Below are 16,134 nucleotides of genomic sequence, written 5' to 3'. Positions count from 1 at the left end.
AAACGGGGGACGGGCACGATAATTGCCCTACAACCATTTATCCTGTAAATATGTCCATTCATCCTGTGGTTGCAAATTGTTTTCGAAAAATCTGATACTATATAGTTAGTTAAAATTAGCAAATTAGAATAAAGTTTAATTTTTATATTTTGTATCAGGCTGATTATTTTGTAGAGGTGATTATTATGCATATATTATTTGAGGTCTTAGCTACGATACTGATGATTATTAATGTACTATATGTTATTCGTGTATTTTTCATATTAAAAAATTCCAAAAACAGTGATAATCTAAAGAAAAAGAATTTAAACATAGTAGGGGATTTATACATAGCACTGCTTATATTGTTTGTAGTCGGGTATGTATGCATAAGCCTGAATAATAATGGCGAAAATTCAATCCAATTAAATATAATGGCTCAGATTATGTTCTGGGGAGCAGTGTTTGTATTTATAAGTGTGTATGTTTTTAGAACATTGTTAAAAATCACAAAGGACCAGTATATAGGCGAGTTATCAGATTTACAGATATCATTGGATACATATATAAAAAGTATTCCGGGAGGAGTTCATCACTGTGTTGTTGAGCCTGAATTGAGGGTGTACTACGTCAGCAAGGGCTTTACTGATATCACAGGATATACAATGGAAGAAATTGATGAGCTTTATAATGGTAAATATACGGACTTTGTCTATGAGGCGGATAGGAGCACATTTGTAGCAGCAATTGAACGCCTCCTTAGAACAATGTCTGAGACAGTCGTATCGTATAGGATTGTAAGTAAACGAGGCGATATTATATGGGTATCGGACAGTATGAATATTGTAAAAGATTCAAAGGGAAACAGACATATATTTGCTGTTGTTTTAGATATTACCGATGAAAAAAGCAGTGCCGAAACAGATGCACTTACAGGAATATTAAATAAGGGAGCGTTTAATTTTAATGTAAGAGAGTGCATGAAGTTACATGCTGACGAACATATAGCTTTATTTATGATAGACTTAAACTATTTTAAAGAAGTAAATGATAAGTATGGACATCATAGTGGAGATACCATTTTAATTAAAACGGTTGAATATCTTAAAGCAGCTTTTGTTGATGAAGATGCGATAATAGGAAGAGTTGGTGGAGATGAATTTATGGTACTGGTAAAGAGTGTCATATCAGAAGATGCTGTCATGGCTTTAAAGAAAAAGGTTCAGGATAACTTCAGGCTGAGAATAGATGATATTCCTGATTTTCCGCCTGTGTCCGGCAGTGTAGGATGCATATTTGCAAAATGCTCCGATGATTTTGAAACTGTTTTCAGAAGAGCAGATAATGCGATGTATGATGAAAAAGACAGAGCTCATGCATTAAGAAAATAGATTTGCAGATAAGAATTTATGAATATAAAAGATTTGGGAGATACTAATGGAAAAAATATCAATAAAACTTCGTCAACTGGTTAATAACAGTACTTAAAATCGTTAGAAATAATTGCTAATTACGTTGCGATCTTCAATATATTACACTATAATATGGTAAAGAGATTAGATTTACTAGCGTATATGTATATATGGTAAGAAAATAAAGTAGAACAGCAAATTTTCAGGCATGTCAAGAGCGGACGTCAAAAATTCAAGTTTGCCGAAATATATTTCTAACTTTCCCTATTTTACAGGATTTCCAGCCTGTGCATTAGCGAAACGATATGTATTTTCCCTTATTTTTGCCCTTATGAGATAATCGTAAGGGCAAAAATAAGGGAAAGTTTTATTAAGTCATTGCCTGCCACTTTATCAAGTAACCTTGCAGATTCCCGCTTGGCTTTTCTTGTAGAGTGTGCATAGACATTCAGGGTGGTACTGACATCTGAGTGCCCTAACAGTTCCTGCACATCCTTTGGTGCTGCTCCATTTGCCAGAAGGTTGCTTGTGTAGGTGTGCCGCAGCTGGTGAAAATGAAATCCTTCAAATCCTTCCAGCTTCTGAGCGATCTTCCTGCAAACAATTCCTAACGTGCTTGGCAGTTCCAGACTTCCATCCGGTCTTAAGCAGACAAAGGATATTTCCTTATAATCTTCTGGAACATTCTCTGTTCCGTCCAGATGATAGAACTCATAGTAAACTCTGTTTTTGTCTTTTACTTCTCTTGTAGTTTTTGTGGTAAAGTTCTCCGTACTGCATTCGGTTTTTAAGTTGTTCCTTTCGGGCATTGCGAAGAATCTCTGCCAGTGTATCTCCAAAATCAACAATCCTTACCTTTTTTCGTTTGGTTGGTCCGATGATATTCTTGTGCCTTACTTCTGCTGACAGAGCAGATGCAGGAAGAACTCGACCAGAAAGACCGGACTATCCGGGAACTGAAAATGCAGCTCGGCGAATCGCTGACCTTGAACGAGAGGTTAAACAGCGAGAACAGAGCAGGGAACATTCAAGCCTTAAAGAACGACTTGAGGAAAACAAAAGAATTGTTGCAGAGCGAGAAAGAGAAAACGCACGCTGCCGAAATCATGACAGAGGAATGTCAAGACAAGCTAAGGCAGGCAGATATAAAGCAAAAACAGCCATGTATGAAGCATTGATGTTTTTGCTGATATGGTATTCCGTATCGGCTACTCTTTTTCAGATAATACTGTCAAAAATATTTATTTCTGATTGCGTGGTATTCTTTGATACAATCGCCACTTTTGTACAGACCATTGCAGGGTGGATTATACCGGCGACAAAGAACATAGCACAGATTAGTAATGGAATATCCAATCCTGTCGTTGCCGGAATTGTATACTGGCTGATAAGAATATTGATTTGCGGTGGCTGTCTGGTGGGTGCGGGAAGACGCATTGAAACAATATGCAAAACGTAAGGATAAAAACTTACGGATGCTTATGAAATACGCAGCTATGTTTCATGTTGAAAACATACTTAGACCATATTTGGAGGTGTTACTTTAGATAATAACAACGGCACGACAATGAAAGGATTTAATTCGTAATATGTCAAAGAAAAAATCCGCAGATGCACAGATTTTGATGCGGAATTATATGATGGAACGTTTTTTAGAACGAATTTCTTTATCAGAGTATAAAAACCAGTTTATATTAAAAGGTGGAATGCTTGTGGCTACATCCAAAAAAAGGGGAACATTAGACCTGATAGAAGCTGAGGATATAAGAGAAATATTTGATGAAATTGAATCAAGTCCGGTTATGGAGACCTTATGGAAAACATATCAAAAAAATTATTCTTATGCTGCTGATATTCCATGGCATACAATTATGAAGTCAATCTGTGCATTATATGGAAGTATATTGGAGAATATGTATGACACATAAAAAACTGATATGTAATTTACGTTAGCATTTTGAGTTGCCTAAATTCGAAAGTTAGGAAAATCTTAATAATTTCTCAGGCAATCCATTGTGAATTTAGATGTTGTATTTGCTATACTTAATTGGATATATGAGCAAAGGAGTTGAAAATATGTCTGAAAAGATATTGATTATAGATGACGAGCAAGATATAGCGGATCTGTTGGAGGTCTACTTGAAAAACGAAAATTACGTCGTTCATAAATTTTACTGCGCAACGGATGCCATGTCGTGTATTGAAAGCGGCGACATTGATCTTGCCATTCTGGATATTATGCTCCCGGATATGAACGGCTTTTCACTTTGCCAGCTTATCCGAAAGAAATACACTTATCCAATCATAATGCTAACGGCTAAAATTGAGGAAACGGATAAAATAACGGGGCTGACATTGGGAGCGGACGATTATGTGACAAAACCTTTTCGCCCACTTGAAGTAGTTGCCAGAGTGAAAGCGCAGTTAAGACGTTACAAGAAATATTCACCCGGTATCATCACAGAGAAAATTCCATCGGAACTTTCCTATAACAAATTGTGCTTGAATGTGCAGACCCATGAATGTCTGTTAGACGGTGAGCCGGTTTCTCTGACACCGACAGAGTTTTCTATTCTCCACGTCATTTTGTCAAATGCTGGGAATGTTGTAAGTATTGAAGAACTGTTTCATGCAGTTTGGAAAGATGAATACTACTCTAAAAACAGCAGCACAATTACTGTGCATATCCGACATCTGCGTGAGAAACTGAAAGATACTTCCGATACTCCGCAGTATATTAAAACGATTTGGGGTGTCGGCTACAAAATTTAAGCGAAAGGAGAACGCTATGAAGAGAAAACCAAATTGTTTGGCAACTATTTTATTCTTAATTTATCTGGCACTTCTGGTTTGGATCATACTGTTCAAACTACAGTTTTCAATCAGTGATCTGGATAAAGTAAGGAGTATAAACCTTATTCCTTTTCACTATGACAAGGAAATTGGAGCAGCATTTCACTTAACAGAGGTACTCGAAAATGTCTTGATTTTTGTTCCTATGGGCATTTATCTTCAAATGCTTCTGCCAGGCATAGTAAGTGTTGTCGTGATTGGCCTGCTTGGCTTTCTTCTGTTTGCTAATCGGTAGGAGGTGTATTCTCATGTCGAAGAAAGAAATGACAACAGAAAAGCGCCTTAAAGTGCGCTTATACCTATCATTGCTGGTTTATACCGTTGTTGGATATGGTTTGACCCTTATCTTGGACTACATCTTTTCAAAATTTGACAACGGTATTTTTGCATGGCTCTACTGGCGGCTCGATCTGCTTTTTATTTTGTATCTGATGATCGGCTTTGTATGTATTTTCAATTACTATTGGAAAAAGCCGTGGGGCTATCTGGATGAAGTAATTGATGCGACCCAAACGGTCTATGAGCAGAACAGTCATACAGTATCGTTGTCTGATCCACTGAAAGAATTGGAGGCACAACTCAATCAAATCAAAATGTCTGTTCTGTTGAGTAAACGGGCTGCAAAGCAGGCAGAAGAAAAGAAAAATGAAATTATTATGTATCTGGCACATGATATACGCACCCCTCTCACAACGGTAATCGGCTATTTGAGCCTGCTCCATGAAGCTCCTGACATGCCTGAACAGCAAAAGGAAAAGTATGTAAAAATTGCATTGAATAAGGCAGAACGCCTTGAAAAGCTCATCAATGAACTTTTTGAAATTACCAAGTACAATGCACATAAGGTCATTATCAAAAAAGAAAATGTAGATTTACATTGTTTGATTGCGCAGGTAATAGATGAAATATACCCGACACTCTCTGCAAATGGCAACACGGCGGTATTTACTGCGGAGGACAATTTATCTGTGAATGCTGATCCCGAAAAGATGGCGAGAGTTTTCAGTAATCTTTTACGAAATGCTGCGTCATATAGTTACCCGCAGACAGAAATCACTATATCCGCCAAACGGTTAGAGCATGATATTCAGATCACTTTTGAAAATCATGGAAAAACAATTCCACAGGAACAGCTTAACAGTATATTTGAAAAATTCAATCGCTTGGATGATGCTCGGCTTTCTAATACAGGTGGTGCGGGGCTTGGCCTTTCTATTGCGGAAGAAATTATACATTTACATGGTGGAAAGATTACTGCATCCAGTCAAAACGAAACCATAGACTTTGTGATTATATTACCCCTTTCCGCTTAGGAAAATAAGAATGTGATCTTAGGAATTACTTAGGAATTTAAGCGTGTGATTTTTGAGATTGAAAAGCCTTTGTTCGGTACAATGATTATCGAACAAGGGCTTTTTATTGTTCAGCCGAAGCAAAAGAAAGGAGTGTAAGCATGGAACTGAAAATAGAGCATTTAAGCAAGCAGTTCAAAGACAAAACAGCAGTAAATGATGTCAATCTGACATTGACTCCCGGCATTTGGGGACTTTTGGGAGCGAATGGTGCAGGGAAAACCACACTCATGCGCATGATCGCTGATATTATGACACCAACCAGCGGAACAGTTTACTATGACGGAAAAAACATTCGAGAGTTAGGTGAAGTCTACCGAAGCAAGTTTGGCTTTCTGCCACAGGATTTTGGGTATCACCGGGATTTTACGGTCAAAGATTATTTGGAGTATATGGCTGCGCTGAAAGATATTCCTACAAGGGCAACCACCCCAAAGATCAATCATTTGTTGGACATTCTTTCGCTCTCCGATGTGAAAAAGAAAAAAATCTCTAATCTGTCTGGTGGTATGAAGCGACGTGTTGGTATTGCACAGGCGATGTTGAACGACCCGGAGATACTTGTTATGGACGAACCGACAGCAGGACTTGACCCCGGGGAACGTGTTCGATCGCGAAACTTCATTTCCGAGTTTTCGCATGATCGGATTGTACTGATCTCCACCCATATCGTATCTGATATAGAGTATATTTCTACGCGCAATGCGATTATGAAAGGTGGAGAAATTGTTGACGTCGGAACGACCACGGAGCTTGTCAAACAAATTGAGGGCAAGGTCTGGAATTGCACAATTCCGGCCTCAAAGCTGCCGGAATGTGAAATGAGGCTACGTATTATCAATCAGCGTGGCGAGGATCACAATCAAGTTTCCATCCGTTATTTGTCTGAGCATTCAGAAATTGAAGGTTCTGTGGCAACAGAACCACGCTTGGAGGATCTGTATCTGTGGTTATTTCCGCAGACAGACTTAGAAAAGGAGGACAGATAATATGCGACTTTTTAGACTTGAATTAAAACGTATTTTGAAATCACGGCGTACCATGATTTTACTTGTGATTGCGCTTCTGCTCTCCGCAGTTATGGCATATCTGCCTATTTCATTTGAGGGTATCAACCGACCAAATGAAGATGGGACTGTTACGGAATTGGATGGTTTGGCAGCTATCGAATACAAACGGGGTTTATACGAAGCGTCCTCCGGTGAAGTGACCCCGGATAGGATCAAATCGGCTTTGGAAACTTATCAAAGCTGCGTTCGAGAATATGGGCCGGTCGAGGAAGATGGCTTTCCTCTGACGGTATATATTGAAAAAATCGTCCCGTTCCGTCACTTGCTGATGGGTCTGTCCGAAACGTTTGCTGATCCATCAACAGGCATTGGTGCTGATTTAATGGATATTGACCCGAATGACATTGACGGAGCCTATTACGAAAAGTGCGCAGAACATTTACAGGATGTCATGCGGAATGAGCAAAGAGAAAACGAAACCGCACAGCAGAAAGCTCTTGAAAAATATTCAGAACTTGATACGCCATTTTATCTTCATTCTGGAATTTCTAAAGATGCATTTGATTATATTGAGTTTTATATTTTGTTCCTTGCTATTTTGTGTGTGGCAATCGCAGCACCTACTTTCGCCGGAGAATATCAAACGGGCGGTGACAGCATCCTGCGAACCACCAAATACGGGCATACACAATTAGCAATTACCAAAATTCTGGCGGCATTTACACTTTTCGTTGTTACTTTCCTTGTCGGGATCACGGTACACATTCTGATTTTAGATGCAGCGTTCGGGACGGATTGCTTAAAAACATCGTTTCAGATGCGATACTCTATCATTAATCTGCCAAACATCAATCTGGGGCAGTTGCAGATAATTCTCGCAGCAGCGGGCTTACTTTCTGTATTAGCAACGGTTAGCTGTACGCTGTTCCTGTCTGCAAAATGTAAAGACACATTGACAGTTTTACTGATCTCTATTGTAGTTCTTCTCATGCCGCTTTTTGCTTATGTGGCGATGGGAGCAACATGGCTCTCTACCATACTTCCATCTGCCGGAATTGGTATGCAGAACAATTTCCTTTCTCAGCTTGCAGATTTCAATTATCTGAATATCGGTGGAATGAGTTTCTGGACACCGCATGTTATTTTGATTTCGGCAGGAATTGAATTATTTGTGTTTACATTCTTGGCGATTCATTCCTATTGCAGACATCAGGTAGCGTAAAAGAAGTTCAGAATAGAACGAATAGGTTATCTGCCGCGCGACGGCAAAAGAAAAAAGCCGTCGCAGAGCAGACACATTTTCACGCACCTATGAAACGGCGGCTTTGATTTTCAGAGCCGCCGTTTCTTTGCATTTGCACAAACCTATGATGAATTTTCCGGAAATATTGTGGTTAATAGCGATTTAAACTGTTGTATTTGTTTAAAAATTAAAAAATATCTAATGAGTCTTCCGCATCTACCCACATCTGCAAATTTCCATCAAGATATAATTTTGCATATTCAAGAGGTTCATCAATGGCGAGTGCGTTTAATGCACAGTCTGATCCTGGTGTGGTTTTTAAGTTCTTTTCAGCTCCCCAACAGTCAATGCGGAGCATATAGCCAACAGAGGTGTAAACATCAATACTGTTGCGCTTGGGATTGTATTCTGCAAATATTGTTCTCATCGTATCAAATCTCCTTATCGTTAAATCAATCATTTGTTGCAAAAATCAGAAGCATTTCAATCAGTTCACCATGTCACTTTTATTTTGTGTTATACTGTTTTATATAATTTTCTTGGTCTCCGCTTCGCTACGGTCGGTGCAAAGCGGACATCCACTGGATGTCCTGTACCCTTGTATTTGCCCTTATCAGAGTTCGTAAACACTGGTGGGACGATATAACGCAAGGGAAACAATAAGGGAAAGCTCACCTGCGATAAACTTTGTGTTTTCAAGGGATTGAGAGATAATTGATAATAAAATATAACAGTTATTAAATCCCTTGGAATATATGAAATCTCAATTCCGATTTGCCAACTTGCCCTTTGAGAGAGGAGAAATCCTTTTCTCAAAGGGTTTTTCTATTTATACGGATATTCGTAAACTACAAGATAAAGCCAAAACTTCATATACTCTAATCACAGAGGAAGTGGAGGTTTTGATATGAGTAACAGTTTAGCAGAAGTACACCCGGAGCTTGTTTCGGAGTGGTCGGAGAAGAACTTGCTATTGAAGCCTGATGAAGTAAATGCAAAGTCGAGGAAAAATGTCTGGTGGAGATGCGGTAAATGCGGTAACGAGTGGAAATCAGTTATCAATGCCCGTGTGAAAGATACGGTATGTCTATTACTTCTTTGACATTTAATTCTTCTAAAAGTGTATGGATGAGAAAATGCCCAAGATTATATTCCACAGGAGCAGAAAAAGCACGTGGACGAGTATCCTCTGCAAATACAGCAGCACGTTCTTTATTTTTCTCTGCAACAAAGTCTGTGTAGTAAACAATAGGATCTGGAATCTCATCAGAGATAAGCTCCTGCACATAGCCAAAAGCCATGACACTTTTGGAACGTGGCTGTTTCTTTTCTTAAATAGTATGCCATAATAGACCTCCAAATAAAGTGCTATAGAGTACTATTATTGTAACATATAAAAATTTTTTTCAATAAAAAAAGCCCAAAAAGGGCATTGAGAATTCGTTGTAAATACAAGGGAAATCGAGATTTAATAGAACAAATAAAAAATTAGCAGGAAGAAAACGACGGAATTTTCATAGTACTACGACGGAAAACGGGGAGGAAAAACAAAACAATTTTGTGCAATTTTACACTGGAAAAACAAAAGTTAGTCTCATATAATTAAATCACAGTAAAATACTGGGGATTAAAACAACCAATGAAACAGAGCAGCGGATTTTTTATCCGCCTGACAGGAGAAAGGGAGGATGATTATGTCAGCTCAGTTATTACAGATTAAAGATTTATCCGTAAAAGTAGAAGATAAAGAAATTCTCCACAATGTGGATTTAAATTTAAATAAAGGGGAAACCCATGTACTGATGGGACCCAACGGTGCCGGAAAATCAACGCTTGGATATGCGTTAATGGGAAATCCGAGATATGAGATCACAGATGGACATATCTTTTTTAACGGTAAGGATATTACAGAAGAATCTCCGGCAGAAAGAGCCAGAGATGGAATCTTCCTTTCTTTCCAGAACCCGATCGAAGTTCCGGGTATTACGCTTGGAAATTTTATCCGTACAGCACTGGAGCAGAGAACCGGAAGCCGTATCAGACTCTGGAACTTTCGTAAGGAGCTGAAAAACGCGATGGATATCCTTCAGATGGATGAGGAATATGCAGACCGTGACCTGAATGTAGGATTCTCCGGCGGTGAAAAAAAGAAAGCAGAAATTCTCCAGCTTCTTATGTTAAAACCATCCCTTGCCATTCTGGATGAGACAGATTCCGGTCTGGATGTGGATGCGGTCCGCACAGTATCCAGAGGTGTGGAAGAATATCAGAAAAATAAAAACGGAGCACTTCTGATCATTACCCACAGCACCAGGATTCTGGAGGCACTTCATGTAGATGCAACCCATATCCTTGTAGACGGAAAGATGGTTGCTTCCGGTGACAGTTCCCTTGTGGATGAGATCAACACCAATGGTTTTGAGAAATATATCCAGCAGTAAAGGAGGCACAGGCTTTGAAAGAGAAAACATATGTGGAAGATATAGACAGAAGTATGTATGACTTTCGCAATGAAGAAAAAGACGCTTACCGTGTGGATGAAGGTCTGACTCCTGCCATTGTAGCAAAAATTTCAGAAGAAAAGCATGATCCTGTATGGATGCAGAACTTCAGACTTCATTCTCTTCAGATTTATAATGAGATGAAAGTTCCGGACTGGGGTCCGTCTATCGAAGGTCTGGATATGAACAACATTGTAACTTATGTAAGACCGAATACTCATATGAGTGCAAAATGGTCAGATGTGCCGGAAGACATCAAAGATACGTTCGAGAAGCTTGGAATTCCCCAGGCAGAAAGAAAATCTCTGGCCGGTGTGGGCGCGCAGTATGACTCGGAACTTGTTTACCACAATGTAAAAGCAGAGGTTGCTGCACAGGGTGTTGTCTATACAGATATGGAAAGTGCGCTGACCGGTCCGTACGCAGACATGGTTCGGAAACACTTTATGAAACTTGTGCCGCCGCAGGATCATAAATTTGCAGCACTTCACGGAGCAGTATGGTCCGGAGGTTCCTTTGTTTATGTGCCGCCGGGTGTTTCTGTGGAGATTCCGCTGCAGTCTTATTTCAGACTCAATGCACCGGGAGCCGGACAGTTTGAACATACACTGATCATTGTAGATGAAGGTGCTTATCTTCATTTTATTGAAGGCTGCTCTGCACCGAAATACAATGTGGCAAATCTTCATGCCGGATGCGTGGAACTGTATGTGGGAAAAAATGCAACCCTTCGTTATTCCACTATTGAGAACTGGTCGAAAAATATGTACAACCTGAATACAAAGAGAGCAAAAGTAGAAGAAGGCGGAAAGATTGAGTGGATATCCGGTTCCTTTGGTTCTCATGTATCCTATCTGTATCCGATGAGTATTCTCAACGGGGAGGGGGCAAGGGCAGAGTTTACCGGTGTTACCTTTGCGGGAAAAGGACAGAACCTGGACACCGGAGCGAAGATTGTCCATAATGCACCGAACACTTCTTCCTATATGAATACAAGGTCGATTTCCAAGGATGGAGGCATCAGCACATTCAGAAGTTCTGTAGTTGTAAACAGAAAGGCAAAAGGAAGCAAATCCTCCGTATCCTGTCAGTCATTGATGCTGGATGATATTTCCAGATCAGATACGATTCCGGCCATGGATATCCGTACACAGGATGCAGATATCGGTCATGAAGCAAAGATCGGCAGGATCAGCGATGAGGCAGTTTTTTATCTGATGTCGAGAGGTATTTCCGAGGAAGAAGCAAGAGCACTGATCGTCAGTGGATTTGCAGACAATGTATCCAAGGAACTGCCACTGGAATATGCGGTTGAGATGAACAATCTGATCCGGTTGGAGATGAAAGGCAGCATTGGATAAAGCATGGATGAAACAGCAGAAGGGAGGAAAAGGTATCATGAGTCAGAATTTTGAAATGAAAATAAATCCGTTGCCTGCGAAGACCTGGAACTGGCTTCATATGAACGGAACCGTTCTGAAAGAAGAAATCATTACGGAAAGAGGAACCGTAAAAGCAGACAGGCCAGAAACTGTAACAGAGACAGAATGCAGAATGGAAAACCTGATCAAACCAGAAACTCAGATTGAAACAGCAGAAGACTGCGCACAGAAGAAAAGGAATCTTTCTCAGATAAAAACAGGCATGGGAACAGAGATGGATGCATTTGCAGATGCAGGAAGTCTGGAATGGCAGGTTTTCACATCCAAATCAGGGAAAAAAGAAAGCCAGCCACTCAGACTCACGTTTTCTTATCAGGATAAGAGCAGAACCATGAACCGCATCGGGATTCATATGCTGCCGGACAGTGAGCTGACAGTGGTCATGGATTTTACATCAGAAAAGGAAACTGAAGGAACCGCAGCCATACAGACGAAAATTTATGCAGAGGAAAATGCGGTGCTTCATCTGATCCAGGTTCAGCGTCTTGGAAGTAAGATGACATTTCTGGATGATTTTGGCGCAGACTGTGAAAAGAATGCAAGAGTGGAAACTATTCAGCTTGTCCTTGGCGGAAAAGATACATATCTGGGAAACCGCACAGCACTCAGAGGTGAAAGCAGTGATCTGGAGTCAGATATTGGATATCTGCTTGGCGGGGAGAGCCGTCTGGATATGAATCTGGAAGCTGTTCATACCGGTAAAAAGACAAACAGCCGGATGGATGCTGCCGGTGTGCTCAGTGGAAAGGCAGTCAAGATATTCAGAGGAACCATTGATTTTCAGAAAGGCTGTGCAGGTTCTGTGGGAAATGAAAAAGAAGATGTGCTTCTTCTGGATAATACCATTGTGAATCAGACCATTCCGTTGATCCTCTGCAATGAGGAGGATGTGGAAGGAAATCATGGCGCAACCATCGGAAAGTTGGATGAAGAACTGCTGTTTTATCTGGAGTCAAGAGGAATCAGCGAAGAGGCTGTTTATGCGATGATGGCGCAGGCAAGGATTGACAGTATCTGTCATAAAATTTCTGATGAAGAGATGAAGAAGAAAGTTCAGGAGTATCTGGAAGGAGAACGAGAAGAATGATACAGGAATTGGATGTCCAGAAAATAAGAAAAGATTTTCCCATGCTGCAGAATCAGAATTTGATTTATCTGGATAGTTCTGCCACTTCCCAGAAACCATACAGTGTGATCCGGGCGGTTACAGATTTTTATGAAAACTGTAATGCAAATCCGCTGCGTGGACTCTATGAGACTGCGCAGAATGCAACAGAGAAATATGAGGCTGCCAGAGAAAAAGTCCGTCAGTTTATTCATGCAAAAAGCACAGAAGAGATTATTTTTACAAGAAATGCAACAGAAAGCCTGAATCTGGTTGCATACAGCTATGGACTGATGGCATTTCAGCCGGGAGATGAAATTCTGGTAAGCATTATGGAACATCACAGTGATATGCTTCCATGGCAGCAGGCAGCCAAGCGAACAGGTGCGGTGGTAAAATATCTGGAGTGTGACCGGCAGGGAAGAATTACAGAAGAAGATCTGCGAAATGCCATCACAGATAAGACGAAACTTGTGGCAGTTACGCAGGTGTCCAATGTTCTGGGTGTCAGAAACGATATCCGGGCTTTTGCAAAAATCTGCCATGAGAAGGGAATTGTGATCGTGGCAGATGGAGCGCAGAGTGTTCCGCATATGCCTGTGGATGTACAGGAACTGGATGTGGATTTTCTGGCATTTTCCGGACATAAGATGCTGGGACCTATGGGAATCGGAGTTCTCTATGGAAAAAGGGAATATCTGGAAAAAATGCCTCCGTTTCTTACCGGCGGTGAAATGATTGAATCAGTAAGCAGGGATGGTGCTGTTTTCGCACAGCCTCCGCATAAATTCGAGGCAGGCACCGTGAACGCTGGTGGCGCAGTCGGACTGGCAACAGCCATTGATTATATAGAAAATATTGGTTTTGAACAGATTCAGAAGAGAGAGGATGCGCTTACTGCACTGGCAATGGAGAAGATCAGAGAGATTCCTTTTGTACACATTATGGGACAGGAAAATCCAGAGCAGCATCATGGGATTATTACCTTTACAGTTGACGGTGTTCATCCTCACGATATTGCAGCCATTCTGGATGCAGATCATATCGCAGTGCGGGCAGGACATCACTGTGCACAGCCGCTTCTGAGACATCTGGGCGTGATGGCCTCCACAAGAGCCAGCCTGATGTTTTATAATACAGAAGAGGAAATCGTGAAATTTACAGAAAGTCTGAAAGAGATCAGGAGGAAAATGGGATATGCCGAGTAATACTTTTTATAATGAAATTCTGACGGATCACAATCTTCATCCGGGGCACAAACATGACCTACCGGACGCGAACCTTGTACTGGAAGGCGTAAATCCAAGCTGTGGAGACGATATCTGGCTGAAACTTAAGGTGGAAGATGGCAGGATCACAGATGGTGCTTTTGTCGGTGACGGATGTGCCATTTCCCAGGCATCCGCGGATATGATGCTGGATCTGATCATCGGGAAATCGAAAGAAGAAGCTATGAAACTTGCGGAAATTTTTCTCCGCATGATCAAGGGCGAAGTGACAGATGAGGAAATGGATCAGCTCGAAGAAGCCTCTGTACTGAAAGACATTTCCCATATGCCAGCCAGAGTGAAATGTGCGGTGCTGGGGTGGCATACGATGGAGGAGATGCTGAAGACGGAAAAAGAATAAATCAGATTACAGAAAAAGGCATTTCACAAATATTCTTTCTGTGTAAGGAACACGGTGGATGTTGGTTTGAGACCATCTTCAATAATTTTCTGATTGATCTCATCCAGTTTTTGCTGGCCGTGTTTCTGTGCCATATACTCTTTCCGAGTAATTTTTCTCTCATCCGGAGCAAGAAGATCTATCTGGTGAAGTCCTTCCTGTTGGCACCGATCCATGACAGTTTTTTTAAATGTGTTCATGAATTTATCAGTGGAACGATGCTTGTATCGGAAAACTAAGTGAAAAATTCCAAGTTGATATTCCAAAATTTTTTGCTAATCCAACAATCAGAAATATTGCGACCAGTCTAACCGAAGATACCGATACAATGAAAAAAGAATTTTTGCAGACATTCAGTTTTGAAGAATTGCAGAAAACAGATGTACAAGAACAAGCAGAGTATAGAAAAAAATATCTTCAAATTAATGACGTAGAAGAAATGAATAGTAAATACGAAAATATATTATTATTAGGATCAACTGGTTTTTTGGGGCTTTATCTTTTGAATCAATTATTACTGAAGAGTACGGCAAATATTACCCTTATTGTAAGAGCTGAATCTGTAGAACAAGCTCAAAGTAGAATCTATCAGCAATATCGGTATTATTTTGAAAAAGATAGCTATAAAGCAAATTTTCAACGAATAGAATTTTTGACAGGGGATTTAACAAAAAATAAATTTGGATTGTCAGAAAACACATATGCTAATCTAACAGGTGTTATAGATGCTATAATAAATTCTGCGGCTTTAGTGAAACATATGGGAGAAAATTCGGAATTTGAAGCAGTTACTATTGAAATCATTAAAAATTTGATAGATTTTGCGGAAAAAGGTAGAAAGAAAGATATTCATCATATGTCAACAATAGGGATTATATATGGAACAAAAATGAATCAAGAAAGAACGATTTTTACTGAATATGATGATATTACAGAAGAGGGATTAACAAATCAATACTTTTTATCAAAAGAAAAAGCAGAAAGGCTGTTGTTTGAAGCAAGAAAAAGAGGAATCCAGAGTAATATATATCGTATGAGCGGAATTTTATTTGATTCCAAAACTGGCAAATATCAGAGAAATATTAATGAGAGTACGGCGTATATTTATTATAGAAATCTTTATAAATTAGGGATAATACCAGCAGATATAAGACGAAAAATGGATATTTCATGTATAGATAAAATCAGTGAAGCTGTAATTAAACTGGTTTTAATAAAGGGGCACCTGAATGAAGTTTATCATGTTATAAATCCTCATGGACTAATGATTCGAGATATTTTAAATTTAGTACAAGAATGTGAAGAAAATGGAGAGAAGGAGTGGATCAAACAATTAGTTTTTGAATGCTAAATTGTTCAGGACATTGGTAGAAATACTAGGAAGATCAAAGTTGATAAAACAGTATACATTTTAGAAAAACTGGGTTTTAAATGGGCACCTGTTGGAAAAAAAGAATTTATGTCAGCCTATAAAGAAATTAAGAAACTTTGACATTGTGCAATGACAAATATAGGTACGCAAATGATAATAAACTTTTAGAGGGATAATTTTGTATAAAGAATGTGAAA

At 39.7% G+C, this 16,134-nt stretch carries 14 protein-coding genes and 6 pseudogenes; 16 read left to right on the top strand and 4 right to left on the bottom strand.

What is annotated here, in order from left to right; genetic code table 11:
• Positions 1–185: 185 nt before the first annotated feature.
• Entirely contained in the window at positions 186–1,370 is a 1,185-nt protein-coding gene (locus tag C7E02_RS15620) for a GGDEF domain-containing protein (RefSeq protein WP_105310075.1), read from the top strand.
• A 350-nt stretch (positions 1,371–1,720) separates the two neighbouring features.
• On the opposite strand, the pseudogene C7E02_RS15615 reads toward C7E02_RS15620, so the two are convergent.
• A pseudogene (locus C7E02_RS15615) lies at positions 1,721–2,285 on the bottom strand (tyrosine-type recombinase/integrase); the annotation flags it as partial.
• On the opposite strand from C7E02_RS15615, the pseudogene C7E02_RS19940 reads away from it, so the two are divergent.
• From C7E02_RS19940 to C7E02_RS15570, 8 genes and pseudogenes are all read left to right on the top strand, one after another.
• A pseudogene (locus tag C7E02_RS19940) lies at positions 2,284–2,850 on the top strand (DUF6040 family protein); the annotation flags it as partial. The pseudogenes C7E02_RS15615 and C7E02_RS19940 overlap by 2 nt on opposite strands.
• Positions 2,813–2,938 (top strand): annotated as a pseudogene (locus C7E02_RS19935) (type IV toxin-antitoxin system AbiEi family antitoxin domain-containing protein); the annotation flags it as partial. The pseudogenes C7E02_RS19940 and C7E02_RS19935, both read left to right, overlap by 38 nt.
• Positions 2,939–2,980: 42 nt before the next feature.
• Positions 2,981–3,193: pseudogene (locus C7E02_RS20735) on the top strand (nucleotidyl transferase AbiEii/AbiGii toxin family protein); the annotation flags it as partial.
• 274 nt (positions 3,194–3,467) lie between these two features.
• Positions 3,468–4,163: a response regulator transcription factor gene (locus tag C7E02_RS15590; protein ID WP_028086593.1), complete on the top strand. Its 696-nt coding sequence runs from the start codon at positions 3,468–3,470 to the stop codon at positions 4,161–4,163.
• 16 nt (positions 4,164–4,179) lie between these two features.
• A complete protein-coding gene (locus C7E02_RS15585) occupies positions 4,180–4,479 on the top strand; it encodes a VanZ family protein (protein ID WP_080656492.1) in 300 nt (99 codons plus the stop codon).
• A gap of 28 nt (positions 4,480–4,507) precedes the next feature.
• Entirely contained in the window at positions 4,508–5,557 is a 1,050-nt protein-coding gene (locus C7E02_RS15580; RefSeq protein ID WP_330406841.1) for a HAMP domain-containing sensor histidine kinase, read from the top strand.
• Positions 5,558–5,697: 140 nt separating this feature from the next.
• On the top strand, positions 5,698–6,585 hold the full coding sequence (locus C7E02_RS15575) for an ABC transporter ATP-binding protein (RefSeq protein ID WP_105310073.1): 888 nt from the start codon (positions 5,698–5,700) through the stop codon (positions 6,583–6,585).
• Position 6,586: 1 nt separating this feature from the next.
• Positions 6,587–7,828, top strand: coding sequence for an ABC transporter permease subunit (locus C7E02_RS15570; protein ID WP_105310072.1), 1,242 nt, complete (start codon positions 6,587–6,589; stop codon positions 7,826–7,828).
• 208 nt (positions 7,829–8,036) lie between these two features.
• On the opposite strand, the gene C7E02_RS15565 is transcribed toward C7E02_RS15570, so the two are convergent.
• On the bottom strand, positions 8,037–8,276 hold the full coding sequence (locus C7E02_RS15565; protein ID WP_105310071.1) for a DUF6061 family protein: 240 nt from the start codon (positions 8,274–8,276) through the stop codon (positions 8,037–8,039).
• Between the two features lie 480 nt (positions 8,277–8,756).
• On the opposite strand from C7E02_RS15565, the gene C7E02_RS15555 reads away from it, so the two are divergent.
• Positions 8,757–8,951, top strand: a complete 195-nt coding sequence (locus C7E02_RS15555; RefSeq protein ID WP_242978937.1) for a zinc-ribbon domain-containing protein — start codon at positions 8,757–8,759, stop codon at positions 8,949–8,951.
• Here the strand turns inward: C7E02_RS15555 and C7E02_RS20730 are convergent.
• Positions 8,932–9,180 (bottom strand): annotated as a pseudogene (locus C7E02_RS20730) (IS1634 family transposase); the annotation flags it as partial. The gene C7E02_RS15555 and the pseudogene C7E02_RS20730 overlap by 20 nt on opposite strands.
• A gap of 363 nt (positions 9,181–9,543) precedes the next feature.
• Here C7E02_RS20730 and sufC point away from each other — a divergent pair.
• The 5 genes from sufC to sufU are packed head-to-tail and all read left to right on the top strand — an operon-like array spanning position 9,544 to position 14,526.
• Positions 9,544–10,290 (top strand): Fe-S cluster assembly ATPase SufC, encoded by a 747-nt coding sequence (gene sufC / locus C7E02_RS15545; RefSeq protein WP_105310351.1) that lies wholly within the window; start codon positions 9,544–9,546, stop codon positions 10,288–10,290.
• Positions 10,291–10,304: 14 nt separating this feature from the next.
• The gene (gene sufB, locus C7E02_RS15540; RefSeq protein WP_105310068.1) at positions 10,305–11,711 is read left to right on the top strand and encodes a Fe-S cluster assembly protein SufB; all 1,407 of its coding nucleotides are present in this window, start codon (positions 10,305–10,307) and stop codon (positions 11,709–11,711) included.
• 37 nt (positions 11,712–11,748) lie between these two features.
• A complete protein-coding gene (locus C7E02_RS15535; RefSeq protein WP_158683066.1) occupies positions 11,749–12,879 on the top strand; it encodes a SufB/SufD family protein in 1,131 nt (376 codons plus the stop codon).
• Positions 12,876–14,105: an aminotransferase class V-fold PLP-dependent enzyme gene (locus tag C7E02_RS15530; protein WP_105310066.1), complete on the top strand. Its 1,230-nt coding sequence runs from the start codon at positions 12,876–12,878 to the stop codon at positions 14,103–14,105. The genes C7E02_RS15535 and C7E02_RS15530 overlap by 4 nt, the downstream gene beginning before the upstream one ends.
• A complete protein-coding gene (gene sufU, locus C7E02_RS15525; protein ID WP_105310065.1) occupies positions 14,095–14,526 on the top strand; it encodes a Fe-S cluster assembly sulfur transfer protein SufU in 432 nt (143 codons plus the stop codon). The genes C7E02_RS15530 and sufU overlap by 11 nt, the downstream gene beginning before the upstream one ends.
• A gap of 26 nt (positions 14,527–14,552) precedes the next feature.
• Here sufU and C7E02_RS15520 read toward each other — a convergent pair.
• A pseudogene (locus tag C7E02_RS15520) lies at positions 14,553–14,765 on the bottom strand (relaxase/mobilization nuclease); the annotation flags it as partial.
• A 128-nt stretch (positions 14,766–14,893) separates the two neighbouring features.
• Between C7E02_RS15520 and C7E02_RS15515 the strand changes: the two are divergent.
• The gene (locus tag C7E02_RS15515) at positions 14,894–15,916 is read left to right on the top strand and encodes an SDR family oxidoreductase (protein WP_105310064.1); all 1,023 of its coding nucleotides are present in this window, start codon (positions 14,894–14,896) and stop codon (positions 15,914–15,916) included.
• Positions 15,917–16,134 lie beyond the last annotated feature (218 nt).

It is taken from the genome of Dorea sp. Marseille-P4042 (assembly GCF_900290215.1).
GTDB classification, from domain to species: Bacteria; Bacillota; Clostridia; order Lachnospirales; family Lachnospiraceae; genus Dorea; species Dorea formicigenerans.
Note: the sequence above shows the minus strand (reverse complement) of the source record. Positions and strands in the feature narration are given on the sequence as shown.